26 protein-coding genes and 1 tRNA gene are annotated in these 25291 nt (G+C 31.0%); 8 read left to right on the plus strand and 19 right to left on the minus strand.

The window, feature by feature from the left end:
* Nucleotides 1-44: 44 nt before the first annotated feature.
* Both recJ and ABNT65_RS15770 read right to left on the minus strand, forming a co-directional pair.
* Nucleotides 45-1730: a single-stranded-DNA-specific exonuclease RecJ gene (recJ, locus tag ABNT65_RS15765; RefSeq protein ID WP_348738707.1), complete on the minus strand. Its 1686-nt coding sequence runs from the start codon at nucleotides 1728-1730 to the stop codon at nucleotides 45-47.
* 32 nt (nucleotides 1731-1762) lie between these two features.
* Nucleotides 1763-2188: an OsmC family protein gene (locus ABNT65_RS15770; RefSeq protein ID WP_348746270.1), complete on the minus strand. Its 426-nt coding sequence runs from the start codon at nucleotides 2186-2188 to the stop codon at nucleotides 1763-1765.
* A 125-nt stretch (nucleotides 2189-2313) separates the two neighbouring features.
* Here ABNT65_RS15770 and ABNT65_RS15775 point away from each other — a divergent pair, with 125 nt between their 5' ends.
* A complete protein-coding gene (locus ABNT65_RS15775) occupies nucleotides 2314-2904 on the plus strand; it encodes a carboxymuconolactone decarboxylase family protein (RefSeq protein WP_348746271.1) in 591 nt (196 codons plus the stop codon).
* Between the two features lie 82 nt (nucleotides 2905-2986).
* Here ABNT65_RS15775 and mscL read toward each other — a convergent pair whose 3' ends face one another.
* The 3 genes from mscL to ABNT65_RS15790 are packed head-to-tail and all read right to left on the minus strand — an operon-like array spanning nucleotide 2987 to nucleotide 5137.
* Nucleotides 2987-3388, minus strand: coding sequence for a large-conductance mechanosensitive channel protein MscL (gene mscL, locus ABNT65_RS15780; RefSeq protein WP_348705600.1), 402 nt, complete (start codon nucleotides 3386-3388; stop codon nucleotides 2987-2989).
* A gap of 53 nt (nucleotides 3389-3441) precedes the next feature.
* Nucleotides 3442-4542: an alanine racemase gene (alr, locus tag ABNT65_RS15785; protein WP_348705182.1), complete on the minus strand. Its 1101-nt coding sequence runs from the start codon at nucleotides 4540-4542 to the stop codon at nucleotides 3442-3444.
* On the minus strand, nucleotides 4535-5137 hold the full coding sequence (locus ABNT65_RS15790; RefSeq protein ID WP_348705184.1) for a thymidine kinase: 603 nt from the start codon (nucleotides 5135-5137) through the stop codon (nucleotides 4535-4537). Before ABNT65_RS15790 ends, alr begins: the two co-directional genes overlap by 8 nt.
* 102 nt (nucleotides 5138-5239) lie before the next feature.
* On the opposite strand from ABNT65_RS15790, the gene ABNT65_RS15795 reads away from it, so the two are divergent.
* From ABNT65_RS15795 to ABNT65_RS15805, 3 genes are read left to right on the plus strand one after another with little or no spacing between them, the layout of a single operon-like run.
* Complete coding sequence (locus ABNT65_RS15795; protein WP_348705186.1) at nucleotides 5240-6160, plus strand: hypothetical protein; 921 nt, start codon at nucleotides 5240-5242, stop codon at nucleotides 6158-6160.
* Nucleotides 6161-6213: 53 nt separating this feature from the next.
* The gene (locus ABNT65_RS15800) at nucleotides 6214-6822 is read left to right on the plus strand and encodes a DUF4254 domain-containing protein (RefSeq protein WP_348746272.1); all 609 of its coding nucleotides are present in this window, start codon (nucleotides 6214-6216) and stop codon (nucleotides 6820-6822) included.
* A gap of 44 nt (nucleotides 6823-6866) precedes the next feature.
* Complete coding sequence (locus ABNT65_RS15805) at nucleotides 6867-7856, plus strand: glycosyltransferase family 9 protein (RefSeq protein ID WP_348746273.1); 990 nt, start codon at nucleotides 6867-6869, stop codon at nucleotides 7854-7856.
* Between the two features lie 6 nt (nucleotides 7857-7862).
* Here the strand turns inward: ABNT65_RS15805 and ABNT65_RS15810 are convergent, their stop codons facing one another.
* The 4 genes from ABNT65_RS15810 to rimP form a co-directional block, all read right to left on the minus strand.
* Nucleotides 7863-8414 carry a phosphatase PAP2 family protein gene (locus ABNT65_RS15810; protein ID WP_348705192.1) on the minus strand — a complete coding sequence of 184 codons (552 nt, stop codon included), beginning with the start codon at nucleotides 8412-8414 and terminating at the stop codon, nucleotides 7863-7865.
* Nucleotides 8415-8553: 139 nt separating this feature from the next.
* Nucleotides 8554-11520, minus strand: a complete 2967-nt coding sequence (gene infB / locus ABNT65_RS15815) for a translation initiation factor IF-2 (protein WP_348705194.1) — start codon at nucleotides 11518-11520, stop codon at nucleotides 8554-8556.
* A 119-nt stretch (nucleotides 11521-11639) separates the two neighbouring features.
* A complete protein-coding gene (gene nusA, locus ABNT65_RS15820; RefSeq protein WP_348705196.1) occupies nucleotides 11640-12896 on the minus strand; it encodes a transcription termination factor NusA in 1257 nt (418 codons plus the stop codon).
* Nucleotides 12897-12910: 14 nt separating this feature from the next.
* A complete protein-coding gene (rimP, locus tag ABNT65_RS15825) occupies nucleotides 12911-13372 on the minus strand; it encodes a ribosome assembly cofactor RimP (RefSeq protein ID WP_348705198.1) in 462 nt (153 codons plus the stop codon).
* A 157-nt stretch (nucleotides 13373-13529) separates the two neighbouring features.
* Here rimP and ABNT65_RS15830 point away from each other — a divergent pair, with 157 nt between their 5' ends.
* On the plus strand, nucleotides 13530-14357 hold the full coding sequence (locus ABNT65_RS15830; protein ID WP_348705200.1) for a universal stress protein: 828 nt from the start codon (nucleotides 13530-13532) through the stop codon (nucleotides 14355-14357).
* Between the two features lie 27 nt (nucleotides 14358-14384).
* Here the strand turns inward: ABNT65_RS15830 and ABNT65_RS15835 are convergent.
* The 5 genes from ABNT65_RS15835 to ABNT65_RS15855 all read right to left on the minus strand — a co-directional run bounded on the left by ABNT65_RS15835 (nucleotide 14385) and on the right by ABNT65_RS15855 (nucleotide 17330).
* Nucleotides 14385-14466, minus strand: a tRNA-Leu gene (locus tag ABNT65_RS15835).
* Nucleotides 14467-14971: 505 nt separating this feature from the next.
* Nucleotides 14972-15664, minus strand: a complete 693-nt coding sequence (locus ABNT65_RS15840; RefSeq protein ID WP_348746274.1) for a hypothetical protein — start codon at nucleotides 15662-15664, stop codon at nucleotides 14972-14974.
* Between the two features lie 3 nt (nucleotides 15665-15667).
* Nucleotides 15668-16309: a hypothetical protein gene (locus ABNT65_RS15845; protein WP_348705203.1), complete on the minus strand. Its 642-nt coding sequence runs from the start codon at nucleotides 16307-16309 to the stop codon at nucleotides 15668-15670.
* 2 nt (nucleotides 16310-16311) lie between these two features.
* On the minus strand, nucleotides 16312-16980 hold the full coding sequence (locus tag ABNT65_RS15850) for a hypothetical protein (protein WP_348705205.1): 669 nt from the start codon (nucleotides 16978-16980) through the stop codon (nucleotides 16312-16314).
* An 11-nt stretch (nucleotides 16981-16991) separates the two neighbouring features.
* On the minus strand, nucleotides 16992-17330 hold the full coding sequence (locus ABNT65_RS15855; protein ID WP_348705207.1) for a PadR family transcriptional regulator: 339 nt from the start codon (nucleotides 17328-17330) through the stop codon (nucleotides 16992-16994).
* Between the two features lie 163 nt (nucleotides 17331-17493).
* On the opposite strand from ABNT65_RS15855, the gene ABNT65_RS15860 reads away from it, so the two are divergent.
* Together ABNT65_RS15860 and ABNT65_RS15865 are read left to right on the plus strand one after the other, a co-directional pair.
* On the plus strand, nucleotides 17494-18537 hold the full coding sequence (locus ABNT65_RS15860) for a ferredoxin--NADP reductase (protein WP_348746275.1): 1044 nt from the start codon (nucleotides 17494-17496) through the stop codon (nucleotides 18535-18537).
* 15 nt (nucleotides 18538-18552) lie between these two features.
* Nucleotides 18553-19242, plus strand: coding sequence for a LysE family translocator (locus ABNT65_RS15865; RefSeq protein WP_348705212.1), 690 nt, complete (start codon nucleotides 18553-18555; stop codon nucleotides 19240-19242).
* Here the strand turns inward: ABNT65_RS15865 and mgtE are convergent.
* Genes mgtE through ABNT65_RS15885 form a run of 4 tightly spaced genes read right to left on the minus strand, consistent with a single transcriptional unit; the run spans nucleotide 19229 to nucleotide 23562 of the window.
* Nucleotides 19229-20578 carry a magnesium transporter gene (mgtE, locus tag ABNT65_RS15870; RefSeq protein ID WP_348705215.1) on the minus strand — a complete coding sequence of 450 codons (1350 nt, stop codon included), beginning with the start codon at nucleotides 20576-20578 and terminating at the stop codon, nucleotides 19229-19231. The two genes, ABNT65_RS15865 and mgtE, sit on opposite strands and share 14 nt — an antisense overlap.
* Nucleotides 20559-21371 carry a 16S rRNA (adenine(1518)-N(6)/adenine(1519)-N(6))-dimethyltransferase RsmA gene (gene rsmA / locus ABNT65_RS15875; protein ID WP_348705218.1) on the minus strand — a complete coding sequence of 271 codons (813 nt, stop codon included), beginning with the start codon at nucleotides 21369-21371 and terminating at the stop codon, nucleotides 20559-20561. Before rsmA ends, mgtE begins: the two co-directional genes overlap by 20 nt.
* Nucleotides 21372-21409: 38 nt before the next feature.
* Nucleotides 21410-21739: a DUF4286 family protein gene (locus tag ABNT65_RS15880; RefSeq protein ID WP_348738693.1), complete on the minus strand. Its 330-nt coding sequence runs from the start codon at nucleotides 21737-21739 to the stop codon at nucleotides 21410-21412.
* Between the two features lie 47 nt (nucleotides 21740-21786).
* Complete coding sequence (locus ABNT65_RS15885) at nucleotides 21787-23562, minus strand: tetratricopeptide repeat protein (protein ID WP_348705222.1); 1776 nt, start codon at nucleotides 23560-23562, stop codon at nucleotides 21787-21789.
* A 206-nt stretch (nucleotides 23563-23768) separates the two neighbouring features.
* Between ABNT65_RS15885 and ABNT65_RS15890 the strand changes: the two genes are divergently transcribed.
* Complete coding sequence (locus ABNT65_RS15890) at nucleotides 23769-23912, plus strand: hypothetical protein (RefSeq protein ID WP_348738690.1); 144 nt, start codon at nucleotides 23769-23771, stop codon at nucleotides 23910-23912.
* 59 nt (nucleotides 23913-23971) lie between these two features.
* On the opposite strand, the gene serS is transcribed toward ABNT65_RS15890, so the two are convergent.
* Nucleotides 23972-25246, minus strand: a complete 1275-nt coding sequence (gene serS, locus ABNT65_RS15895) for a serine--tRNA ligase (RefSeq protein ID WP_348746276.1) — start codon at nucleotides 25244-25246, stop codon at nucleotides 23972-23974.
* Between the last annotated feature and the right edge of the window lie 45 nt (nucleotides 25247-25291).

The following is a 25291-nucleotide window of genomic DNA, read 5'->3' on the forward strand; positions in this document are numbered from 1 at the left end:
GTTATGGAACAAATATAATTAATTTAGAATTATTCTAAATAAAATTATTTTAAATCTTTTAATACCAATTGTAGAGAAGTGTATCCATTCCAAGTATTCTCATCTAAATTATATAAAATATCAAAGTCATTGTTAATACAATCAAGTTTATTACCTAAGCCAAAACCAATAGCGTTGTACGTTTTTTTATCAGCACCATATAAAATGCTAAGTTTTAAATGACTTTTATCAGCACCTACTTGTTTACCATAACCATTGTCTCTAACATTAGTAGTTATAAATACAGGTTTTCTATTTTCAGGGCCAAAAGGAGCCATTTGTTTTAAAATTCTATAGAATTTAGGTGTAACGTTAGCTAAAGATAATTCGGCATCAATAGTAATTTCAGGTATTAATAAGTCAGGGTTTATTGTTTCCTTTACTACCTGTTCAAACTTAGCTTTAAAATTTTCATATTGTTCGGGTAGTAAGGTTAACCCTGCAGCGTATTTATGACCTCCAAATTGTTCTATGTATTCAGAACAAGCTTCTAAAGCATTGTAAACATCAAACCCTTTTACTGATCTGGCAGAAGCTGCTAATTTCTCTCCGCTTTTGGTGAAAACCAAAGTTGGTCTATAGTACGTTTCAGTTAATCGTGAAGCAACAATTCCAATAACTCCTTTGTGCCAATTTTCATTGAAAACAACAGTAGTATAATTTTTTTGCTCTTCATTGTTTTCAATTTGCAAAAGTGCTTCTTGCGTTATTTGAGCATCAAGTTCTTTCCTGTCTGAATTAAACTTCTCTATATCGGCAGCAACTTTAGTTGCAGTATCAAAATCTAGCTCCGTTAATAAATCTACAGCAAAATTACCATGCTTCATTCTTCCAGCAGCATTAATTCTTGGTGCTATGATAAAAACAACATCGGTAATGGTTAATTCTTTCTTTTGTAGTTGGTGTATAATAGCTTTAATACCATTTCTTGGAATAGTATTGATAACTTGTAATCCATAATAAGCTAAGATTCTATTTTCTCCAGTGATAGGAACAATGTCGGCAGCAATAGCTGTAGCTACCAAATCTAGATAATGTAGAATAATCTCTAATGATTCTTTTTTTTCAGTTGCTAGCGCCTGGATTAATTTAAAACCTACTCCACAACCACACAATTCTTTATAAGGGTAGTTACAATCTACTCTTTTAGGGTTTAAAACAGCAATTGCATCAGGGATTTCCTTTCCTGGTTTATGGTGGTCACAAATAATAAAGTCTACTCCTTTTTCTTTAGCATAGGCAACCTTATCTATAGCTTTGATACCACAATCTAAAGCTATGATTAAAGAAAAGTCATTGTCATGAGCAAAATCAATACCTTGAAAAGATACACCATAACCTTCTTGGTATCTATCAGGAATGTAGGTTGCTATGTTAGGATAACTTTCTTTTAAATAAGATGAAACCAAAGAAACGGCAGTAGTGCCATCTACATCATAATCACCATAAATTAAAATATTTTCATTTTTTTCAATAGCATTTGTAATCCTTTTAACAGCTATATCCATATCTTTCATTAAGAAAGGGTCATGTAAGTCAGTTAAAGAAGGTCTAAAAAATTGTTTAGCCTCATCAAAGGAAGTTATACCGCGTTGAGCTAGTAATTTAGCCAATACCATATCAATATTTAATTGACTAGCTAATGTTGTAATAATTTCTTTTTCAGGTTCATTTTTATAAGTCCAACGCATAAATTAAATAACAACTTTAATGAGGTTTATAATTATTTCTGATGAAAATGGATGTTAGTTTTTATAGTGGCAAATTTTCTAAACATTTCCATTACACCACAATACTTTTCAATAGACAAATTTACGGCTTTAGTTATTTTGTCTTCATCTAAATCTGTACCTGTAAAATGATAGTTAAGGGTAACGGTATGGTAATACTTTGGGTGTTCATCTGTAAGCTCACCAGTAGCATTCATTTTAAAGTCATCAACCGTGATACGCATTTTTTTTAATAAAGAAACTACATCTAAACCAGAACAACCAGCTAAAGAAGATAACATAAGTGCTTTAGGTCTTAATCCAGCATCATTACCTCCGCTTTCAGCATTTGCATCAATGGTTATCTTATGTCCACTAGGATTATCACTTTCAAATTGCATGTTTTCTTTCCAAGTAGTAGTTACAGTATGTTGTGCCATAATCTATATTTTTTTTGTTACTAATGTAAGTTGTATATTGTTGTCCAAATTTCTTCTTTTTCAGAAGAGGTTTGTAAAACAAACTTACATTAAAAAACATTAATACAAACTAAAAACAAGAAACAATGCCATTAGTAACACCGTTATCTGCTGACCATGATTTAGAAACAAAAGAATTAGCCGAATTTTTTAATGAAACTTTAGGTTTTTGTCCAAACTCTGTTTTAACAATGCAAAGGAGACCGGCCATTTCTAAAGCTTTCATAAACCTTAATAAAGCAGTAATGGCGAATGAAGGTAGGGTAACTTCTGCTTTAAAAAGAATGATTGCTTGGGTTTCTAGTAATGCTACTGGATGTAGATATTGCCAAGCACATGCTATTAGAGCGGCAGAACGTTATGGAGCAGAGCAGGAGCAACTAGATAATATTTGGGAATACAAAACACATTCAGCTTTTAATGACGCTGAACGCGCAGCTTTAGATTTTTCATTAGCTGCTAGTCAAGTGCCTAATATGGTGGGTGAAAAAATAAAAGAAGAACTTTACAAACATTGGAATGAAGGAGAGATTGTAGAAATGCTAGGTGTAATTTCTTTATTTGGTTACTTAAATAGATGGAATGATTCTATGGGAACTAGTATTGAAGATGGTGCTGTAGAAAGCGGTGAGCAATATTTAGGAAAACATGGATGGGAAAAAGGAAAGCATGTTTAGACAAGTGTAGAGATAGTTTACAATAAAAAAAGCGGGTTAAAATTAATTTTAACCCGCTTTTTAGATAAGTGTCTAGCTTAGTTTATTTCTTTAATAAATCTCTAATTTGAGTTAATAACTCTTCTTGAGATGGCCCTTTTGGAGCTTCTGGAGCTGGCTCTTCTTTTTTCTTCATTGCATTCACTCCTTTAACAATCATAAACATTACAAATGCTACAATTATAAAGTCGATAACATTGGTTAAAAATTCACCATATAAAACGGCTACTTCTCCTGTTATTTTGCCTGCGTCATCAGCTACTCCTTCCTTAATAACATACTTTAAATCTTTAAAGTCTGCATTGAAAATTAAACCGATTAGTGGAGAAACAATTCCTCCAGTAAATGAAGAAACTACTTTGTTAAAAGCAGCACCCATAACAAAACCTACTGCAATGTCCACTAGGTTGCCTTTCATGGCAAAGTCTTTAAACTCTTTGAGCATTCCCATATTTTTGATTTTAATAGTTAAATTGAAAATCTAAAGTATAAAAAAAATTACTTCTTTACTAATCTTTTAATTCTTTGGGATAAGGCGGTTAATATTTCATAAGGAATAGTTTCACATTTATGTGCCATATACTCTATATGTTGTTGGTGGTTGAAAATAATGACTTCGTCATTTTCTTTGCAATCAATTTTGGTAACATCAGCCATAATCATATCCATACAAACATTACCTATTATAGGAGCGGGTTGATTATTGATAATAACAAATCCATTTTTATTACCAAGTTTTCTAGAAATACCATCTGCATGACCTATAGGTATTGTAGCTGTTTTAGTTGATTGACTTGCCACAAAAGCTCTATTATAACCAACAGTTTCTCCAGGTTGTACAATATGAATTTGAGAAATAATTGATTTTAAACTGTGTGTGTTTTTTAGGTTTGCCGTTTCTTGTGGATGATTTCCAAAACCATATAAGCCAATACCTAATCGGACCATATCAAATTGAGCCTTTGGGTAGTTTATAATACCTGAAGTGTTCAAAATATGAATCATAGGTTCGTAACCTAAGTGTTGATATACTTGTTTTATGATGTAAGCAAAGTTGTTAATTTGATTTACTGTAAACTCTTGTTCGTTTAAATCTTCACTAGCAGCAAGATGTGAGAATATAGATTGTACCTTTACGTTGTTAGATTTTTTTAAACTACTAATGATAGTAGGGACATCTGAGTGCCAAAAACCTAACCTATTTAATCCCGTATTAAACTTAATATGGATAGGGTAGTTCATTAAAGGTTTCTCATCTGCTAATTTTAAAAAGGCATCAAAAATTTTAAAATTATAAAGATTAGGCTCTAAATGGTACTTTACAAGTATATTCAAATTAGGAAGTTGTGGATGTAAAACTAAAATAGGTGTTTTTATTCCAGCTTCTCTAAGTATAACACCTTCATCAGTATAAGCAACTGCAAAATAATCAACATGTTCTTGTACAATTTTGGCAATTTCTACAGCTTCACTTCCGTAGCCAAAAGCTTTTACTACAACTAATACTTTAGTAGTAGGTTGTAATTTTTGTTTGAAGTATGCCAAGTTATGCAAAACAGCATGGGCATTAATTTCTAATACAGTTACATGATTATTCATTGGTTGATTCTTTGTTAAGTGCCTTCATAGCTTTATAATAGGCAGCTCTACTAAGAGGTTCATACTCTTGCGTTTCTCCTAATAAAACTAAATCATCATTTTGTGCTTTTCTAAAACTATAATGAGCTAAATTTCCAGTTCGTGTGCATACAGCATGTACTTTGGTTACATATTCAGCAGTAGCCATTAAAGCAGGCATTGGTCCAAAAGGATTTCCTTTAAAGTCCATGTCTAAACCTGCAACTATTACACGAATACCTCTATTAGCCAAATCATTACAAACGGCAACGATTTCATCATCAAAAAATTGTGCTTCATCAATTCCTACAACATCTACATTGTTTGCTAATAATCTAATATTGGAAGATGCTGGTACTGGAGTAGACCTAATTCTGTTTTCATTATGAGAAACTACTTCTTCTTCATCGTAGCGGGTATCAACGGTTGGTTTAAAGATTTCAACACGTTGTTTTGCTAATTGTGCTCTTCTTAAGCGTCTTATAAGTTCTTCTGTTTTTCCAGAAAACATAGAGCCACAAATTACTTCTATCCACCCAAATTGTTCTGTATGATTTACCGTATTTTCAAGAAACATTTTGTAATTTTAAGCTCTGTTATTAATATTTGTTTTTACTATCAAAATGAGGGACAAATTTATTAAAATTTAAGAGTAAAACTTAAAAACCAATAACAACTTATGCACAAAAAACTAGCATCCGATTTAATCAGTTTAGCGCACAGCATATTACAAATGAAAAATAAAGAAGATGTGTTGCTATTAAAAGAGAAGGCATATGAAGTATATGAAAAATTATCTGTGTTAGCCTATGTAGATGAGTATATTAACAATACACCTCAAGCTGAAGAAACTAAGGAAGAACTTGTCGCTAAAATTGAAAAGGCTGAAAAAGAAAAGGAAGTAGCTATTATTAAAGAGCCTTTAAATGTGATAGAAGAACTTGAAGAACATGCTCATGAAGTAGTAGTAGAAGATGCTACTTTAACTGATACTACTATCGAAAGTAACGAGGAAGTAAATAATATTGTTAATATTGAATCACAAGTTGAAGAAGAAGTAGAGGTTGTTGAAGAAATGGTTGATGAAGCCGAACCAATAGTTGAGACAAAAGAACAAAAAGTTATTAAGGAAGAAGAAAAAGAAGAAGAGGTGTTAGAAATGAAGCCAGTGGTAGAAGAAATAATAGAACAACCTTTTGATGAATTGCAGAGTCTTTTATTTAGTGATGATAATACTAAAGATGATGTAAGAGATATTGGTGAACGTAAAACACCTACGTTGGAAGATGAGTTAAAGGATACTTTACCAGTAGATGTAATGGCGAACTTGTTTGAGAAAGCAGAGCCTAAAAAATCATTAAATGATCATTTACAAAGTACAATACAAATAGGGTTAAATGATCGTATTGCTTTTGTGAAAAACTTATTTGAAGGAAATCAAACGGATTTTAATAGGGTAATCTCTCAGTTAAATACTTGTAAAACTGAAAAAGAGGCTAAAAAGTTTATAAATAAACTGGTTAAACCTGACTACGATTGGTCAGATAAAGAAGAGTATGAAACAAGATTGTTAGAAATTATTGAACGAAGATTTGCTTAGATTTTTGTTTATTGATTAAATACTACCTTTGACATTTAAAAATGTAACGAAATATGTTTACTGCAAAAGCAAATAAAATTTTTGAAGAAGTTATAAATGATTATCATATAATTGATGACGTTTATCAGAGTTTCATAAATAAATATGATGAGAAAGAAGATTTAATTTCACATTTGCTATATAGAAAATGTTGGATTGATACTGTACAATGGCATTATGAAGATATTATTAGAGATCCTAATATTGACCCAGTAGCTGCTTTGGATTTAAAACGAAAAATAGATGCATCTAATCAAGATCGGACTGATATGGTAGAGTATATTGATGCTTATTTTTTAGAACAATATAAAGAAGTAAATCCCAAAAGTGATGCAACTATAAATACAGAAAGCCCAGCTTGGGGAGTTGATAGATTATCTATTTTAGCATTGAAAGTTTACCATATGAAAGAAGAAGCTACTAGAGAAGATGCTTCAGAAGAACATAGAAATAACTGTCAAAAAAAATTAGATGTTTTATTAGAACAACAAGTTGATTTATCTACAGCAATAGATACTTTACTTTCTGATATAGAAAAAGGAGATAAATACATGAAGGTGTATAAGCAGATGAAGATGTACAATGATGATGAATTAAATCCTGTTTTACGCTCACAAAAATAATTTTGAATTCAACGAAACACATTTTAATAATACGTCTCTCTGCTATGGGAGACGTTGCTATGACTGTACCAGTTATCAGAGCTTTCATTGCAAAAAATAACAATGTTAAAATAACAGTTTTAACCCGTGCCTTTTTTGCCCCTTTTTTTAGTGAATTTGATAATGTTGAGGTTTTTATACCCGATTTAAAAGGTAAACATAAAGGCATTTTAGGATTGGTAAAACTCCATAAGGAGTTAATGGAGTTAGGTGTTGATTGTGTTGCAGATTTGCATAATGTTTTACGCTCTAATGTCCTTGTAACCTTATTTAAATTAAGAGGTATACCTTGCGTTCAGTTAGATAAAGGGAGAAACGAAAAGAAACAACTTATAGTTAAGAAATCTAACAAAATTCTAAAACCACTAAAATCAATGCACGTCAGATATTCTGATGTTTTTAGTAAGTTAGGGTTTACTATTGATATAGAAACTATTGTAGATGTTAAAAAGACTGAGATTCCTAGTTTTATTAAAGAGAGAATTGCTACAAAAAAAATAATAGGTTTAGCCCCTTTTGCAGCTTATGAAAGTAAGTCCTTACCAATTGATAAATTACAAGAGCTAATAAAAAATCTAGCGAATATTGATGAAGTAACTATTCTACTTATTGGAGGCGGAAATAAGGAAAAAGTAATTTTAGATGGCTTAGCAAACAACTACGATAATATAATTTCAATTGTAGGAAAGGGAAGTTTTAAAGAAGAACTTGACTTGATAAGTAATTTAAATGTTATGATAGCAATGGATTCAGGAAATGGACATATTGCAGCTATGTATAACGTTCCCGTAATAACAATTTGGGGTGTAACACATCCTTATTTAGGGTTTACTCCCTATAATCAACCAAAAGAGAATCAAATACTACCAGATTTACAAAAATATCCATTAATTCCAACTTCAGTTTATGGGAAAGATTACCCTGATGGTTACCTAGAGTGTTTCAATACAATTGATGTTCAGACTATAGTTTCAAGAGTAAAAAAATATATTTAAAAGCTATTAAAAAGTATATGTTATACCTACAGTCGTATATCTATCTATAGTGTTTAATGAAATATTTAACCGATTTGGTTTGTAGGGTTTTGTAAATAAATAGGCAATACCTGTTCCTAGTATGGCTCCTATAAAAACGTCCCATTCATCATGATTTTTGGACTCTATTCTAGAATAACCCACATAGGAAGCTAATATATAAGCAGGAATTCCTATTTTCCATCCATATCTTTTTTGTAAGAATGCAGCACTTGTAAAAGAAATAGCAGTGTGTCCAGAAGGAAAACTATTTAAACTATCTCCATTAGGACGCTCTTTATCAATAGTTAGTTTTAAAGCATAAACAGTAGCTGTTGTTAATAGAAAGGCTTTAGTAAATTGCAATGTACCATTAGTTTCATCATCCCAAATAAATGTAGAGCCTAATGCTAATGCAGGCAAAGTAGCTACTAAAACATCTCCTGATGTTTTATGAAACTTTTGACTACTTGTCAATGACTGTTGTGCTATACAGTAAAAGTTACTTAAAATGAGAAATAAAATACTCAGCCTTATCATTATAAAATTTTAAGTTATAAAGTACTAATAATAATCTAATAATTAGTGATTTATTTAGTTTAAACTTTTTAATGTAAAAAATAAGAACAAAAAAGCCCAGTATAAAACTGAGCTTTGTTTGTATATAAAAAATATTCTCTTATTTAAGTTTCTTCTTAACAGCAACTTCTGTGTAAGCCTCGATAGTATCTCCTTCTTTAATGTCGTTATAACCTTTAATTTGAAGACCACAATCGTATCCTTTAGTAACTTCTTTAACATCGTCTTTGAAACGCTTTAAAGAAGCTAATAAACCATCATGTACTACAATTCCTTCTCTAATTATTCGAACTTTAGCATCTCTAGTGATTTTACCACTCATTACCATACAACCCGCAATGTTACCAATTTTAGAAATCTTATAAACTTCCCTAATTTCAACATTACCAAGAACTTCTTCTCTCATTTCAGGAGATAACATTCCTTCCATTGCATCTTTCAAGTCGTTGATAGCATCATAGATAATTGAGTATGTTCTGATGTCAACTTCTTCCTTATCAGCCACCGTTCTAGCATTTCCTTGAGGACGAACATTAAATCCAACAATAATAGCATCAGAAGCTGTTGCTAATAACACGTCTGATTCAGTAATTGCACCAACTCCTTTATGAAGTATATTCACTTGAATTTCTTCAGTAGATAATTTCTGGAAAGAATCAGTTAAGGCTTCTACAGAACCATCCACATCTCCTTTAAGGATAATGTTAAGCTCTTTAAAGTCACCTAAAGCAATACGACGTCCAATTTCATCTAATGTTAACGTTTTCTGAGTTCTTACAGATTGTTCACGTTGTAATTGAGAACGTTTAGCAGCTATTTGCTTAGCCTCTCTCTCATCATCAAATACATTAAACTTATCACCAGCTTGTGGAGCTCCATCTAAACCAAGAATTGATACAGGAGTAGAAGGACCTGCTTCTTTAACTTTATTACCACGCTCATCAAACATAGCTCTTACTTTACCACTATGTTTACCAGCTAGTAGATAGTCTCCTATTCTTAAAGTACCAGCCTGTACTAATATTGTAGAAACATAACCACGACCTTTATCTAGTTGTGCTTCTACAACAGTTCCTACTGCATTTTTATCTGGGTTAGCTTTTAGTTCTAATACTTCAGCTTCTAAAAGAACTTTTTCTAAAAGTTCATCAACACCTTGTCCTGTTTTAGCAGAAATATCTTGTGACTGAATATTTCCTCCCCAATCTTCTACTAATAAATTCATAGAAGATAATTGAGTTTTAATATTGTCAGGGTTAGCATTAGGCTTATCTATCTTATTAATGGCAAAAATAATTGGAACATCTGCAGCTTGAGCATGAGATATTGCTTCCTTAGTTTGAGGCATTACATCATCATCAGCAGCAATTACAATAATAACTAAATCGGTTACTTGTGCTCCACGTGCACGCATTGCCGTAAAGGCTTCGTGACCAGGTGTATCTAAAAAAGCTATTTTTTGACCATCATCAAGTGTTACTCCATACGCTCCAATATGCTGTGTAATTCCACCGCTTTCACCTGCAATTACATTAGCTTTACGGATGTAATCAAGTAAAGATGTTTTACCATGATCAACATGTCCCATTACAGTAATAATAGGTGCTCTTGTTGCTAAGTCTTCAGGTTTATCTTCTACCTCTTCAATAGATTCCTCAACTTCAGCACCAACAAATTCTACTTTATAATTAAATTCTTCAGCAACTATTTGAAGTGTTTCTGCATCTAATCGTTGGTTCATTGTTACCATCATACCAAGCATCATACAAGCAGATATAATATCTGTTACTGGTTTGTCCATCATGGTAGCAACTTCACTAACAGTAACAAATTCTGTTACTTTTAATACCTTGCTTTCTTCTTGTTGTGCTTTAAGCTCAGCTTCGGCTTGTTGACGGTGTTGATCTCTTTTATCACGACGGTATTTTGCTCCTTTTCCTTTGTTAGATTTACCTTGAAGCTTTTCTAAAGTTTCTCTAACTTGTTTTTGGATTTCAGCTTCTGTTAATTCTTCCTTTTGAACAACAGGCCTCCTACCTCTATGGTTTCCACGATTATTTCCACCTCTATTTTGTCCGCCACCACGGTTTTGTCCACCTGGGCGATTTTGTCCACCACCACGGTTTTGACCACCACCTCGATTTTGTCCTTGACCTTGTTGTGATTTATTGTCAGTACCAGTATTAGGTTTACTAATTCTCTTACGCTTCCTTCTATCTCCGTCGTTCTTATTATCGTTTTTAGGGTCTGGCTTTTTCTTCTTAGGTCTTTCAAATTGTTTTAAATCAATCTTTTGACCAGTTATTTTTGGGCCGTCTAACTTTTTGTACTGAGTTTTTATTTTTTCAGCATTTTCAGGTGTTACTTCGGCTTGTTTTGTAACTTGTTTAGGTTTTTCAACTTTTTTGTTACGTTGTGTTTGAATCTGCTCAACGGCTTTATCAATACCCTTTTTTACAGTGTTTCCTTCCACAGTTTTAGGTGTTTCAACTTTTGGTGATTTAGTTTCAACCGGAGGTTTGTTACTGTTGTTGTCTTTTTTTGGTGAAGGCTTATTTTCGTTTTTAACAACTTCAGTTTTTTCTACCTTTTTAGTAGGAGGAGAAGTAATCTCTTTCTTTTCTTCCTTTTTTGGTTGCTCTTGTACAGGAGTTTCTACAGGTTCAGGTTTCTTAACTTCTTTCTTAGGAGTTTCTACAGCTTCTTTACCTGTTTTAATATCAATTTTACCTACAGTTTTAAGTTCTAACTTAGCTGCTTTGGCTTTTAATACTTCTTGTTTTTTAGCTTCGTCAACTTGCCTTTTCTTTTCTTGTTCTGCTTCTAGTTGCTGACGAATAGCTTCTTTCTCTTTTCGTTTCTCTTCACTTACTTCTTTAGAAGCTACCTTTTTAGATTTATCTGTTTGGAATCCGTCAAGAAGTACTTGATATTCCGGATTAGATATTTTAGTGGTAGGACGAGCTTCAACATCATAGCCATGTTTAGCTAAGTGTTCTATAGCTCTATCTAAAGAAATATTTAATTCTCTTAAAACTTTGTTTAGTCTTATGTTGCCTTCAGCCATAAATTATTTTATACTTTTTATTAAAGAACACACTTTATACTGTACTATAGTTACGTTCTTTTTCTTTGTTTGCTAGTTTTTATTGTTAAACAATAAGGTAACTAACTACCTTTTATATTTTAGTCTTCGAATTCTTCTTTTAAAATTCGTTGTACTTCAACAATAGTTTCTTCTTCTAAGTCTGTTCTTTGAACTAACATAGATACATCTTTTTCAAGTACACTCTTGGCTGTGTCCAATCCAATTTTTTTGAATTCCTCAATTACCCAAGCTTCTATTTCATCTGAAAACTCTGTTAATTCTACATCTTCTTCTTCTATTCCCTCACGTTGTACGTCTATCTCATATCCTGTTAATTCACTTGCTAAACGTATATTTACACCTGATCTACCAATTGCTTTAGATACTTCTTCTGGTTTTAATAATACATTTACACGTCCTTTTTTATTTCCTTTTTCCTCTTCAAATTTCTCAATACTTACAGAAATTACTTTCGCAGGACTTAGTGCTCTTGATATAAATAATTGCTCGTTTTTAGTAAAATTAATAACATCAATATTCTCATTACCTAATTCACGAACAATACCATGTATACGTGATCCTTTTACACCAACACAAGCTCCAACAGGATCAATACGATCGTCATAAGAGTCAACAGCTATTTTAGCTTTATCTCCAGGTATTCTAGCTACTCCTTGAATAGTAATTAAACCATCAAAAACCTCTGGAATTTCTTGCTCAAATAATTTAACTAAGAAATTAGGTGCAGTTCTTGACAAAATAATTGAAGGCTTATTACCTCTAAGCTCTACAGATTTAATAACACCTCTGACAGTATCTCCTTTTCTAAAGAAATCAGACCTAATTTGTTCACCTTTTGGTAATACAATTTCATTTCCTTCGTCATCTAATAAAATTACGGCATTATGTCGTATATGATGCACTTCAGCACTATAAATTTCACCTTCTAAATCTTTAAATTGTTTGAAGATGTTGGTGCTATCATGCTCATGAATTTTTGAAATAAGGTTTTGACGTAAAGCTAAAATTGCTCTCCTACCTAAGTCAATCAATTTAACCTCCTCAGACACATCTTCACCTATTTCAAAATCAGGTTCTATTTTTCTTGCTTCAGATAATTCAATTTCTTCGTTATCATCCTCAGACATTCCATCAGCAACTACAACTCTATTTCTCCAGATTTCTAAATCTCCTTTATCAGGGTTTATGATGATGTCAAAGTTTTCATCTGATCCAAACTTACGTTTTAAAGCAGCTCTAAACACTTCTTCTAAAATAGACATAAGTGTTACTCTATCAATGCTTTTGTTGTCTTTAAATTCTGAAAACGATTCGATTAACGCAATATTTTCCATCTCATTATCTTAAATTAAAATATAATCTTCACTTTTGCTTCTTTAATATTAGCATAAGGTAGTGTTTTTGTTTTCTCTACTGTATGCTTTCCTTTACCAACAGGTTTGGGTTCTCTAGTTTTCCATTGTATAGTGATTTCTTCATCAGTAACATGGGTTAAAGTACCTTCAAAGTCTTCTGTTTCGGTTTTGACTTTTAGAATTCTATTGATGTTTTTTTTATATTGTCTTTTAGCAGTTAAAGGATGTGCTATATCTGGAGTAGTAACTTCTAAAGAAAAATCTTCTTCTTCTCTATCTAAGTTATGTTCAATATTTCTACTTATACGTACACATTCACTTAAAGGAACACCATTGTCTCCATCAACAATCACTGTGATTTTATTGTTTTTATGAAATTGCAAATCAATTAAAAACAATGATTCATTTTCATCTAATGCTTCCTGTGTTAACTCCCTTACTTTGTTTTGGTTCATTCTAGGTATAAAAAGAGGGGACTTACGTCCCCTGCATCAATTAATTCTTAAAATTCACTGCAAATATAGTAACTTATTCATTAATATACAAGTAGGTTTTGTTTATTTTATTTTGTATTTTTAAGATATTTCTTTTTTATAAAACCCTAGATACATTATGAATAAAATATTAATTCCTGTTGATTTTTCAAGACACTCTGGTTATGCATCTGTTTTAGCTGCTAAAATAGCAAAGAGATCTAATAGTGAGGTACACTTACTTCATATGGTAGAGTTGCCTACTGGTATAGTTGATATGGGAGCTGGAAGTAATTTTAGTATCCCAGAAAGTATGCTTTATATTAGAAAGGTAAGGGATAGGCTTTTAGATTTTAAAGCTAAGTACTTTTCTGATATAGAGAATGTGTATCATGCTATAAGATTTCAGAATCCGTATGAAGGAATTCGTGATTATGGTAAAAAAGTAGGTGCGGATTTAGTTATAATGGGATCAAAAGGGCATACTGCGTTGGAAGAAATTTTAATTGGATCTAATACCGAGAAAACAGTAAGGAGTTTAGAGGTTCCAGTGCTGGTAACTAAAAAAGAAAGTGATGATTTTAAATTTGATAAGCTTGCTTTTGCATCTACATTCGAAAAAGATGAGGCTAAAGCTCTTGAAGGCTTTTTGGAATTTGCTGGAAATTTTGATTGTGAAATAATGTTCTTGAAAATAAACACTCCTCAAAAGTTTCAAAGTACAACTGAATCTAGAAAGAAAGTTGAAAAATTTATAGAGAAATATAATCTTAAAAATTATTCAATTAATATTTATAGTGAGTCATCAGTTGAAGAAGGGATTTTAAATTTTGCCAATGAAGAAAGTGTAGACCTGATTTCGCTTGCAACCCATGGTAGAAGTGGTTTGTCACGCTTTTTTAACGGGAGTGTGTCTTTAAATTTATCAAAAAATGTTTTAAAACCAGTTTTGACTTTTAGGGTATAAAAAAGCGCAAAATAAATTTGCGCTTTGTACGGGTGAAGGGAGTCGAACCCCCACGCCTTGCGGCACTAGATCCTAAGTCTAGCGTGTCTACCAATTCCACCACACCCGCGTGTTTTTGAATTGTGCCTGCAAATATACATAAACAATTCAATAAACAAACACCTTTTTTGTGTTTTTTACTTTTCGTTTTTAAACAAATGTTTTTTTATTGTAAATAAAAAAGCTCTCCCGTTAAAGGAGAGCCAACTAATTCTATTTTAAAACCCTTCTAAAAATTTTTAAATAGATTACTAATGAGCGACAAAAATCTATAATTTCTTTGGTTGAAATGTTAATTAATAATTAATTGTTTTTAAAAAAAACGATAAGCCACACTCTTAGGTGTGGCTTACTTTAGGGGAAAATACATTTAAGAGGAAACTAAAAATCCATATTCAATTTAATTTATAAAAAAAATGAATATTTGTATTGTTTAGAGGTGGTAAAAATGTAAAAAGTCACAAATGTTTTATATTAATTAAGTGTTTTTTAATTGCTTGTTATTGGGGGTTAAATCCATGGTGTTGTTTGGTTCAATAGATGGTTTTCGTTAATTAACTATTAAAACAAGACTATTACTGATACTCTGGATAGTGTTTTTTTAATATAAACTGAGTGTTTTTAGGTATTACAAATAGGCATATATAACCTGTTAAGCAGGAAAGTGTTAATAAAAGTGCTATTATAAACCTTCCTAATGTGTTTATTGAAGTGAAATCATGATCCAAAGGAATGACAAAATTAAGAATGGAAAAAAACAAAAATGCTACATTTCCTATTCCTTGTGTTAACAATGTATCTTCAAACATCCATTTTTTTCCTGTTTGTATAGCCTTTTTTTGTATTCTTTTTTTAAAAAGATAAATATATCGTATTTCAATAATAGCTATAAGTAAGTAAATAGTAGTATAAATTGCATATGCTTGCGAAAAAATCTGTATTGTAAATAATAAATAGAAAACTACTAAACTAAAAATCATTCTGGGTAAGGTAAACCATTCTTTAGTATATTGAAGAATGACAGAAAAATACTTTTTTGATAATTGTTTTTGTTTTTCTTCTACTACATCCATAAAACCATAAACTCCAAATTTTTTAAATGAAATGTTTTTAGCAATCTCAAAAGGTAGGTCGGGTTGTTTACCCCAAATTCTCTCAATATCATTTGCTAAATGATCAACTAGTTCTGATTGCACGTCGTAGTGTTCCACATAATGTTTTTGAGTAAAATCGTATAGTTCTTGAATTTGTTTGTCGGTTAGTTCCATAGGTTATTTTAATAAAAATTGGTATTTCTCTTTTTCTATTAGGTGTTTTCTGTAAAACCAAGCATTGCTTATTGTGGAGATGATAAGTATTAGTAGTGTTATTGCAATAAATAAATTGATAGTTGGGTTTTTTAGAGAGACTATTGTGGGGATTATTACAATACCTATAGCTTGAGTTTTTATAATGAAACTATAAACTGTTTTTTTTGTGTCGGCTAGTATTTTATATGTGACAAAAAGCCAAGAAAAACTTCCAAGTAAAAATATGGTTTTTATAGGTTTTTCTAATAATAGATAAATAAAGGTGAATTCGTATTGACTGTAAATAGTGTAGAAAACAAAAAAGAATAAGGAAAAAAGAACTGCACTGGTAGGAAAAAATAGTTTAGTGGCCTTTTTAATAACTAAACGAGGGGCTTTAAAAAGAAAACCAAAAAGCCAGCTGTGAGTTTCTTGTAGAGGTGTCTCCCACTTGCTTATAGTGTTTTCAAAAGCTGTGTAAAAATCTATAGATTCATTATGTAATAAGGTTTCTATTTCAGTAACTATATGATCAAAAATTTCAATTCTAAAATCTATGTAGTCGATTCCTTTTTTATCTAAAAAAATATTTATGTAATCTAATTGTTGTTGAGTTAGTTCCATAGCTAGTTAATTAGTTGTTGATATTTGTTTTCAAATTCTTTTTTTCTTGATATAAAACTACAGGTAGCTAAGTAATAAACACCACAGCTTATAGCTGACAAAACCATGAAGAAGTCACTAAATGAAAACTTTGCAGCTATTTCAAAATAGGAAGGGATAATCATTATAGGGAAAGTTGTAAATCCAATAAAATATCTATATGAATGTATTATTTTTAGTTCTTTATATCTTTTAATAAACTTATAAGTTAATAAGTTGAAGTGTAGTGATATGATTATAATATAGCTATATGGTAGGTAAATTAAATATTCGGGATTAATAAATGGAATAAGGAAATAAGTGCTTGCTGAAGAACATAATAAAAATAAAAAGTGTGTAGGTTTTTTTAGTTGAATAAAAATATCTCTTATTATTAACTTTATATCAGACCAAAGTTTTTGTTTAACAATACTATCGTATCTAGTCAGAAACTCTTTTTTTCTGCCTAACATGTATTTTAGAAAAGTAGATTGTAAACGATTGTCTTCAAAAAAAGAAGGGATGTCTTCTATTTCATTTTCAATTTCAGAAGCTATATGGTCTACCATTTCCATTCTAATATCAATGTATTCAATATTTATAGCTTCTAAGAAATTATTAATCTGTCGTACTTGATTATTGGTTAATTCCATAGCAAAAAAAATTATTCTAAACTAAACTTAGGGTTTACTAACTGTTGCATGGTTTTTAAAAACTCTTGCATTTCAGCTAATCGATTAACGGTTTCTTTGGTGCCGTTTTCAGTAAGTTTATAATATTTACGCAGCCTGTTTCCTACTTTTGCAACTTCAACTTCTAATAAGCCCTCTGCTTCCATTTTGTGCAAAGCAGGATACAATGCGCCTTCCGTAATGAGCAATTCTCCCTTCGTCAGTTCTTTTACTTTTTGAGTAATCTCATAGCCATACATTTTGCTGTTTTGTGCTAATAGCTTTAAAATAATGGTTTGTAAAGAACCCTTGTATAGTTTTTTGTTTCCCATGTTAATTTTTGTTTAATCATAGCATTAAAAAATGCTTGTGTTTATCACATTGCAAATGTATGCATAATTTTCTTATGTATAAATTTCTTAGGTATTATTTTATACAATCTCTAACGTTTCATTACTTAATTGTTTGTTACTTTTGTAGCTTATTACATACAGAATGGCAAAATTTTACAAACTAACTATAAAAGAAATTATAAAAGAGACTGCAGATGCTGTTTCTATTTTGTTTACAATACCTGAAAGTTTAAAAGGAACTTTTTCTTTTGTAGCTGGGCAATATATAACTCTAAAAAAAGAAATTAATGGCGAGGAAGTTAGAAGGGCATATTCTATTTGTTCTTCTCCAAAAAGTCATGAATTAAAAGTAGCGGTAAAGGCGGTTGAAAACGGAAAGTTTTCTACATATGCAATTTCAAAGCTTTCTGAGGGAGAAGAGCTAGAGGTTACAGCACCTGAGGGAAAGTTTATATTAAAGCCAGAGCAAGGTAAGAACTATATAGGTTTTGCTGCGGGTAGTGGAATTACCCCTGTTTTATCAATGATAAAGTCTGTTTTAGAAAGCTCTATGGGTAATTTCACATTAGTTTACGGGAATAAAAGTATAGCCGATACTATATTTTTTGAAGAAATAAATAAACTAAAAGAACTGTATTCAGAACAGTTCAAGGTACATTATGTTTTTAGTAGAGAGAGAAAAGAAGGTGAGTTGTTTGGAAGAATTGATAAGGGGCATGTGAATTATTTTGTGAAAAATATTTACAAAGAAACGTCTTTTGACGGTGCCTTTTTATGTGGCCCTGAAGAAATGATTCAAATAGCTTCTGAAACAATGCAGGATAATGGAATGAATAAAAGTACTATTTATTTTGAATTATTTACTGCTTCTAAAAAAGAGGAGAATATTGACGCTATAAAAGAAGGTCAAACAGAGGTGAAAGTAATGTTAGATGATGAGGAAGCTACTTTTACTATGAAGCAAACTGACACTATTTTAGCGGCTAGTTTACGTAATAAGTTAGATGCACCTTACTCTTGTCAAGGAGGAGTGTGTAGTAGTTGTATAGCTTTGGTTACAGAAGGGAAAGCGGTAATGACTAAAAACTCTATTTTAACAGATGATGAATTAGAAGAAGGTTTGGTGTTAACTTGTATGGCACATCCAACAACTCCTACTATTACTGTTGATTTTGATGAGGTTTAATTAATATAAATTACTATGGGTTTCTACGATTTTAAAAATGCTTTTTTAGCAGGTGTTTTCATGTCCTTTATGATTGGGCCGGTTTTTTTTATGTTAATAAAAACTAGTATTTTAAAAGGAGCAAGAGCAGCTATTGCATTTGATGTAGGTGTAATATTGGGAGATATTTCATTTATGTTAATTGCTTATTATGGTAGTAGAAGTTTATTAGAAAAGATAAAAGACGATCCTCGTTTATTTTTAATTGGAGGGTTAGTTTTGATAATATATGGTTTAATAACTTACTTAGATAAAAATAATAAAAAAGAAACGGAAGCCCCAGATGTAAAGGTGCCAGATAGTGATAATTATTTAAAGTTACTTTTAAAAGGCTTTTTCTTGAATTTCATTAATATTGGAGTGTTGGCTTTTTGGTTGGGAACAATGTTAGTTGTTGGGCCATCTTTAAATATGGATCCTAATGCTATATTTTGGTATTTTGCAGTGATAATTTTAGGGTATGCTGTAACGGATTTGATTAAAATTTTGTTAGCAAAGCAACTAAAAAGTAAGCTAACTCCTTTAGTGATATATCGTATAAAAAGAGGTATGGGGGTTTTGTTAATTGTTTTTGGTGCTTTGTTTATGTTAAAAGGATTTATTCCTAAAGAAAAAATTAATACAATTTTAGAGAAAGTAGAGAAAACGACTTCTAAAACCCAATAATAACTTTAGCAATCCAAAAGTAAATTAAAATTCCAAAAATATCATTACATGTGGTAATGAAGGGGCCTGTTGCAATGGCAGGATCAATACCTCTTTTGTCAAGGAAAAGTGGAATAAAAGTACCTATAAGTCCAGCAACAATAATAACGGCAAATAATGAGATTGAAATAGCTGTAGCGGTAATGACATCACCTTTCCAAATCCAGGTGAAAAAGAAAAGTAAAATAGATAATACCAATCCATTTACCATAGCTAGTGATACTTCTTTCAGTAATCGGTTAGTAATACTTCCTTTAACATCATCATTAGCTAAACCTTGAACAATAATTGCTGATGATTGTACACCTACATTGCCAGCCATAGCAGCTATTAAAGGTGTGAACATAAAAAGTATTGCGTTTTTTTCCAAAGCACCTTCAAAAAAACCCATAATTCTTGCAGCTCCTATTCCTCCTAATAGACCTAAAAATAGCCAAGGTAATCTTGCTCTTGTTAATTCTAAAATGGAATCATTTGCTTCTACATCTTGAGTAATACCAGCAGCTAATTGATAGTCTTTTTCTGCTTCTTCTTTAATAACATCAACAATATCATCAATAGTAATTCGTCCAACTAACACGCCTAATTCATTTACAACAGGAATAGCTTCTAAATCATATTTACGCATTACATTAGCAACTTCTTCAGCTTTATCGTGTACTTTGACAAAATCTACATTTGGGATATAAACTTCAGCAATTTTTGCACGAGTAGAGGCCATTAAAAGATCTTTTAATGAAAGTCTTCCTTTTAATTTACCGTGGTTGTCAATTACGTAAATAGAGTGTACTCGCGTTACAGCTTCAGCTTGTTGCCTCATTTCTTTAACGCAGGTTAAAACATTCCAGTTTTCATTAACTTTTACTAGTTCTTTAGCCATTAACCCTCCTGCAGAATCTTCGTCATAACGTAAAAGTTCAACAATTTCTTTAGCGTGCTCTTTATCTTCAATTTTTTGAATTACTTCTTGTTTTTTGCCTTCAGGAAGCTCAGCAATAACATCAGCAGCATCATCAGTGTCTAACTCATCAATTTCTTCAGCTATTTCTTTTGCAGATAATTGTTCTAGAACTTTCTCTCGAACATCTTCATCAACGTCCATTAATACTTCAGAAGTAGTTTCAGAGTCTAATAAACGAATGATATAAACTGCTTGGTCAAATGAAAGTTCATCTAAAACTTCAGCAATATCAGCATGATGAACATCAGAAAAAAAATCAGAAAGCGTAGTGTCTTTTTGATTTTTAATTAAGTCTTGTACATTTTCTAAGAGCTCTTTAGTGATTTCTAATGCCATTGTTTGCGATTTTAGACGTTAAGTTTATAAAGTCTTGTACTGACAATTGTTCAGGACGCATCGCAAATATAGGGTCTTCTTTTAAGGTATCCGAGAGATTGAAGGATTTTAAACTAGAACGAAGCATTTTTCTTCGTTGGTTAAATGAAGTTTTTACTACTCTAAAAAATAATTTTTCATCAACAGGTAACGTGTAGTTTTCTTTTCTTATTAAACGAATAACTCCAGAGTCTACTTTTGGAGGTGGATTAAAAACAGTTGGAGGAACGGTAAATAAATATTCTGCATCAAAAAAAGCTTGTGTTAAAACAGATAATATACCATATGTTTTACTTCCTTCTTTTTCAGCGATTCTTTGAGCAACTTCTTTTTGAAACATCCCTGAAAACTCAGGTACAAAATCACGATTCTCAATCGCTTTAAAAACAATTTGAGAAGAAATGTTATAAGGGAAATTTCCAATAATTGCTACTTGTTCATTATTGAAAATTTTAGAGATGTTTTGTTTTAAAAAATCACCTTCAATAATATTAAATTTATCTAAAGAAGTGTCTAGTTTTATATTTTCTAAAGGAAAGGTATCTTTTAAATAAGAAACAGATTCACTATCTAATTCCATAACAGTTACTTTGGGCTCTTTTTCTAATAAGTATTTTGTTAAAACTCCCATTCCAGGTCCTATTTCTAATACATGGTTATATCCATTTTCAGTTAAGGAGTCTGCTATTTTTTTAGCAATATTTTCATCGGTTAAAAAATGTTGTCCTAAATGTTTTTTTGCTCTTACACTCATGTTTTTTAATAGAAAAAGGGGTGAACTGTTATGTTTGGTTAATTACTTTTTGCAGTAGGGTAAAACTCGTTAATTACTTTTAGTTCTGTTCTAAAAGCTAATGATTTTCCTTGAAATCTAATCAAACCATCTTGCCTTAATCTATCAGCATCATTTTTATAATAATTATCTAAATCTTCTCTAGTTTTAGCAGAGTACTGGATAGAGTATGTGATTCCTCCCATTTCTTCATCAACTAGGACTTGAGTCATTTTAGCACTTACAAAATGTCCGGTAGCTAATACTTCAGGAATATGCTGTTCAATCCAAACTAACCATTCAGCATGGATACTTTCGTCTACGTTTACTGTTACGTTATATATATACATAAATTAAAATCATTAATGCGGTTAAGTTATACTTTACTGCATTTTTGTTAGATGTTATCGCCTCTAAGTTTTCTAAACTTTTTTCTTGCATCAACAAGGTAAATACTAGAAACGTGGTCAAAAATAATCTTTTGATAGTATTCAGAAGCCTTTTCTGGATTATTTAATTCGTTATTGTATACTTCTCCTAGTTGGTAAAGACTATTATCTACTAATATCCCTTGTGGGTCTAGTTGTAAAACTTTTTCAAAATTGTTTATAGCCTTACCATATTCTTTCTGCTTAATATAAAGAGTAGCTTGTTTGTATAAAGCTTCGTCTTCAATAGGTTGGTTTTTATAGTTGGTAATAACATTTGATAATAAATTGATAGCTTCTTTGTTTTTGTTTTGGTAGGCTAATAGGTCAGCTTTAGCATATTCTTTTAAACCTGTTGATATACTATCTTTTGGTTGGTTATCAGTAATAGTTAAAAAAAGCTCTGTTGCATCATTGGCAATTAATTGTGTTGCTGAACCTTTAAGGACTTTTAGTTGTGCTTTAGCCCATTTAAAATCATTCTTAAAATAAGAAGCTTGAGCAACTTTAAAACGAGCTTCTTGAGCTAAAAAATGATTTTTAAACTGAGTTTGTACTTGGGAAAAATAAATAAGAGCTTTATTAAACTGTTTGTTAAAAACTAAGACCTCTCCTAGTTTTAACTTTACTGAAGCTTTGTTGAATTTTGAATTAGCTACTTTAATAGCTTTCTCTAAAACTGCAATGGCCTTTTCAGGATTGTTTTTAGTGAATGTTAAATAATCTGCGTAAGCAAGCTGAATAAATAATGTGTTTTTATTAATGCCGTGTTGCTTGAAAATAGTATCGAATTTTTCCTCAATATTGGGTTGTTTAGTGGCTATGTCAATCTCTATTTTTTTTTGAATTGCTAGGAATTTATCAGTAGGGTGATTCGTTTTCTCAATAATTAAGTCATAACATTCCGTAGCTGTATTGTAATCTTTATCTTGAAATGTGATTTGCCCTAGGTTACTAATGTTTCTTAGGTTGTCTCCGTTTCTAGCCAGCAAAGCTTTATATTGAATTAAAGCTTTTGAGTATTGTTTTTGTTTAATAAATAACCAAGCTAACAAATCATTCCATATATTTTTGGGGTTGCTAATGGATTTTTTTAGAAGTGCTTTTTTAAATAAAACGTTGCTTTCATTTTCTTGGTCATCATTTATATATTTACTAGTATATCTTTTTATGTTGTTAAGATAGTTTTCATTTTTATCAACTAAATCTACGTAAGAAATAAACATTTTTTCAAAATCGCCTTTTTCACCATAAATTTGAGCAAGTTGAAACCCATAATTAGCTTTTGGGTTATTAAGCATGATGCTATTGTAAGCTTTAATAGCATAGTCCAGTTTATTGTAGCTTTTAAAAAGATTAGCAATAATACCTGCATAGCCACTGTTATTTTTAACAGACTCTAGTGCTTTTATGTATTGTTTGTTGGCTTTGTCTGATTGTTGTTGACGCTCAAAATTATAGCCCAACATGGTGTAGATATATGTTTGCTTTGGATACCTTTTTAATTTGTTTTGCAGTAAATTTTCTGCAACTGTAAATTGCGAGGTTTCTTGATAGCAACTTACTAGCCTTTTTAAATAGGTAGTATTATAAGGGCTTTTATTGTATAGTTCTTTGTAAAGCTGTATTGCCTTTTCGTACTCACTATTTCTAAAGTAGTTTTCAGCAATTATAAAATTGTTTTTTTGAGAAAAAACGAATTGTGACACAGTAAAAAAAACAAATATGAGTAAAACTTTCTTCATTAAAAGTTAATGTATTTAGTGTTAAGTACAATTTATACAAACTTCTTGAAAAAACAGCATATAATCAAATATTTAGCTTTTAAAAGTAGAGTGCTTGTAAGGTTTAAATGTTAAAGGTTTATTAAAAACAATGCTTTTTTTTAAGAAGTTTGTAACGTTTTGGCATGAACTTTGTCTTAATGGTAGCGTAACTAAACTATTATAACATGAAAAACTTATCAAGAAAATACGAAATGTCAAGACAAAGAGCTAATGAATTTATGAAGAAAGGGCAAATAGCTCAATATTTTGAAGCTCTTTTAGAGATGAATAAATATAAAAGATTAATGGTTGCTATAGTTGCCAACTAAAAAAGTAAGTTTCCTTATAAGAAACTTACTTTTATTTATTGTTTATATCTTATCTGTTTTTAATCTATCTTATCAAAACCACAATAAGGAATCAATACATCAGGAATTTTAATTCCATCTTCTGTTTGGTAATTCTCTAAAATACCAGCCAACACACGAGGTAATGCTAAAGAACTACCATTTAAAGTGTGGGCTAATTGGCTTTTTCCTTCCTTATTTTTAAAACGTAATTTTAATCTGTTAGCTTGAAATGTTTCAAAGTTAGAAGCAGAACTAATTTCTAGCCAACGCTCTTGAGCCGTTGAATATAGTTCAAAATCAAAAGTTAAAGCAGCAGTAAAACCAGTATCTCCTCCACATAAACGTAGAATTCGATATGGTAATTTTAATTCACGTAATATATCTTTTATATGCTCTACCATGCCATTTAATGCTTGATAAGAATTATCAGGGTGTTCAACTCTAACAATTTCAACTTTATCAAATTGATGTAAACGGTTTAAACCTCTAACATGTGCTCCATAACTTCCAGCTTCTCTTCTAAAACATGGAGTATATCCAGTATAAGATTTTGGTAAATCAGCTTCTTGTAACAAATCTCCTCTGTGCATGTTAGTGATCGGTACTTCAGAAGTAGGTATTAAATATAAATCATCAACTGTAATATGATACATTTGACCTTCTTTATCAGGTAATTGTCCTGTTCCGTACCCAGAAGCTTCATTAATTAAATGAGGTACTTGAACCTCAGTGTAACCAGCTGCGGTGTTTTTATCTAAGAAATAAGAAATTAAAGCTCTTTGTAGTCTAGCTCCTTTACCTTTATATATAGGAAAACCAGCACCACTAACTTTTGCTCCTAAATCAAAATCTATAATGTCATATTTTTTAGCTAATTCCCAGTGAGGTAGAGCATTTTCCCCTAAATCAGGAATAATTCCTTCTTTGAAAATTTCTTCATTATCTTCTTCGTTTGTACCAGAAACAACAGATGCATGCGGAACATTTGGAATTTGATACAATAAATTTAATAAAGCGTCCGAAGCATTGTTAAGCTTTTCCGTTAACTCTTTAGATTGTTCTTTTAGTTGTCCTGTTTTTTTCTTTAATAGGTTTGCTTTCTGTACTTCACCAGATTTAAATAGATTCCCAATTTCTTTGGATATTTTATTAGATTCAGCCAATACATTATCTAATGAAACTTGAGTAGCTCTTCTAGTTTCATCTATAGTTAATACTTCTTCAATCATTGTTTCAGCATTAGCAAAGTTTCGTTTTGCTAACCCTTCTAAAACAGTTTGTTTGTTTTCTCTAATAAACTGAACCTGTAACATCTTTTTTAATTTTTAAGAAAGGCAAAGATAAAGGAAGTAGTAGAT

The organism is Tenacibaculum sp. 190524A02b, assembly GCF_964036645.1.
GTDB lineage: Bacteria > Bacteroidota > Bacteroidia > Flavobacteriales > Flavobacteriaceae > Polaribacter > Polaribacter vairaonense.

Coding starts and splice junctions, on each gene's coding strand:
- rsmA (WP_348705218.1), bottom strand. CDS start 21,371: ATGAGTGTAAGAGCAAAAAAACATTTAGGACAACATTTTTTAACCGAT.
- ABNT65_RS15775 (WP_348746271.1), top strand. CDS start 2,314: ATGCCATTAGTAACACCGTTATCTGCTGACCATGATTTAGAAACAAAA.
- ABNT65_RS15865 (WP_348705212.1), top strand. CDS start 18,553: ATGGGTTTCTACGATTTTAAAAATGCTTTTTTAGCAGGTGTTTTCATG.
- nusA (WP_348705196.1), bottom strand. CDS start 12,896: ATGGAAAATATTGCGTTAATCGAATCGTTTTCAGAATTTAAAGACAAC.
- alr (WP_348705182.1), bottom strand. CDS start 4,542: ATGAATAATCATGTAACTGTATTAGAAATTAATGCCCATGCTGTTTTG.
- ABNT65_RS15850 (WP_348705205.1), bottom strand. CDS start 16,980: ATGGAATTAACCAATAATCAAGTACGACAGATTAATAATTTCTTAGAA.
- ABNT65_RS15855 (WP_348705207.1), bottom strand. CDS start 17,330: ATGGGAAACAAAAAACTATACAAGGGTTCTTTACAAACCATTATTTTA.
- rimP (WP_348705198.1), bottom strand. CDS start 13,372: ATGAACCAAAACAAAGTAAGGGAGTTAACACAGGAAGCATTAGATGAA.
- ABNT65_RS15830 (WP_348705200.1), top strand. CDS start 13,530: ATGAATAAAATATTAATTCCTGTTGATTTTTCAAGACACTCTGGTTAT.
- ABNT65_RS15810 (WP_348705192.1), bottom strand. CDS start 8,414: ATGATAAGGCTGAGTATTTTATTTCTCATTTTAAGTAACTTTTACTGT.
- ABNT65_RS15880 (WP_348738693.1), bottom strand. CDS start 21,739: ATGTATATATATAACGTAACAGTAAACGTAGACGAAAGTATCCATGCT.
- mgtE (WP_348705215.1), bottom strand. CDS start 20,578: ATGGCATTAGAAATCACTAAAGAGCTCTTAGAAAATGTACAAGACTTA.
- serS (WP_348746276.1), bottom strand. CDS start 25,246: ATGTTACAGGTTCAGTTTATTAGAGAAAACAAACAAACTGTTTTAGAA.
- ABNT65_RS15770 (WP_348746270.1), bottom strand. CDS start 2,188: ATGGCACAACATACTGTAACTACTACTTGGAAAGAAAACATGCAATTT.
- ABNT65_RS15890 (WP_348738690.1), top strand. CDS start 23,769: ATGAAAAACTTATCAAGAAAATACGAAATGTCAAGACAAAGAGCTAAT.
- infB (WP_348705194.1), bottom strand. CDS start 11,520: ATGGCTGAAGGCAACATAAGACTAAACAAAGTTTTAAGAGAATTAAAT.
- ABNT65_RS15860 (WP_348746275.1), top strand. CDS start 17,494: ATGGCAAAATTTTACAAACTAACTATAAAAGAAATTATAAAAGAGACT.
- ABNT65_RS15840 (WP_348746274.1), bottom strand. CDS start 15,664: ATGGAACTAACCGACAAACAAATTCAAGAACTATACGATTTTACTCAA.
- ABNT65_RS15885 (WP_348705222.1), bottom strand. CDS start 23,562: ATGAAGAAAGTTTTACTCATATTTGTTTTTTTTACTGTGTCACAATTC.
- ABNT65_RS15795 (WP_348705186.1), top strand. CDS start 5,240: ATGCACAAAAAACTAGCATCCGATTTAATCAGTTTAGCGCACAGCATA.
- ABNT65_RS15790 (WP_348705184.1), bottom strand. CDS start 5,137: ATGTTTCTTGAAAATACGGTAAATCATACAGAACAATTTGGGTGGATA.
- ABNT65_RS15800 (WP_348746272.1), top strand. CDS start 6,214: ATGTTTACTGCAAAAGCAAATAAAATTTTTGAAGAAGTTATAAATGAT.
- ABNT65_RS15845 (WP_348705203.1), bottom strand. CDS start 16,309: ATGGAACTAACTCAACAACAATTAGATTACATAAATATTTTTTTAGAT.
- recJ (WP_348738707.1), bottom strand. CDS start 1,730: ATGCGTTGGACTTATAAAAATGAACCTGAAAAAGAAATTATTACAACA.
- mscL (WP_348705600.1), bottom strand. CDS start 3,388: ATGCTCAAAGAGTTTAAAGACTTTGCCATGAAAGGCAACCTAGTGGAC.
- ABNT65_RS15805 (WP_348746273.1), top strand. CDS start 6,867: ATGGGAGACGTTGCTATGACTGTACCAGTTATCAGAGCTTTCATTGCA.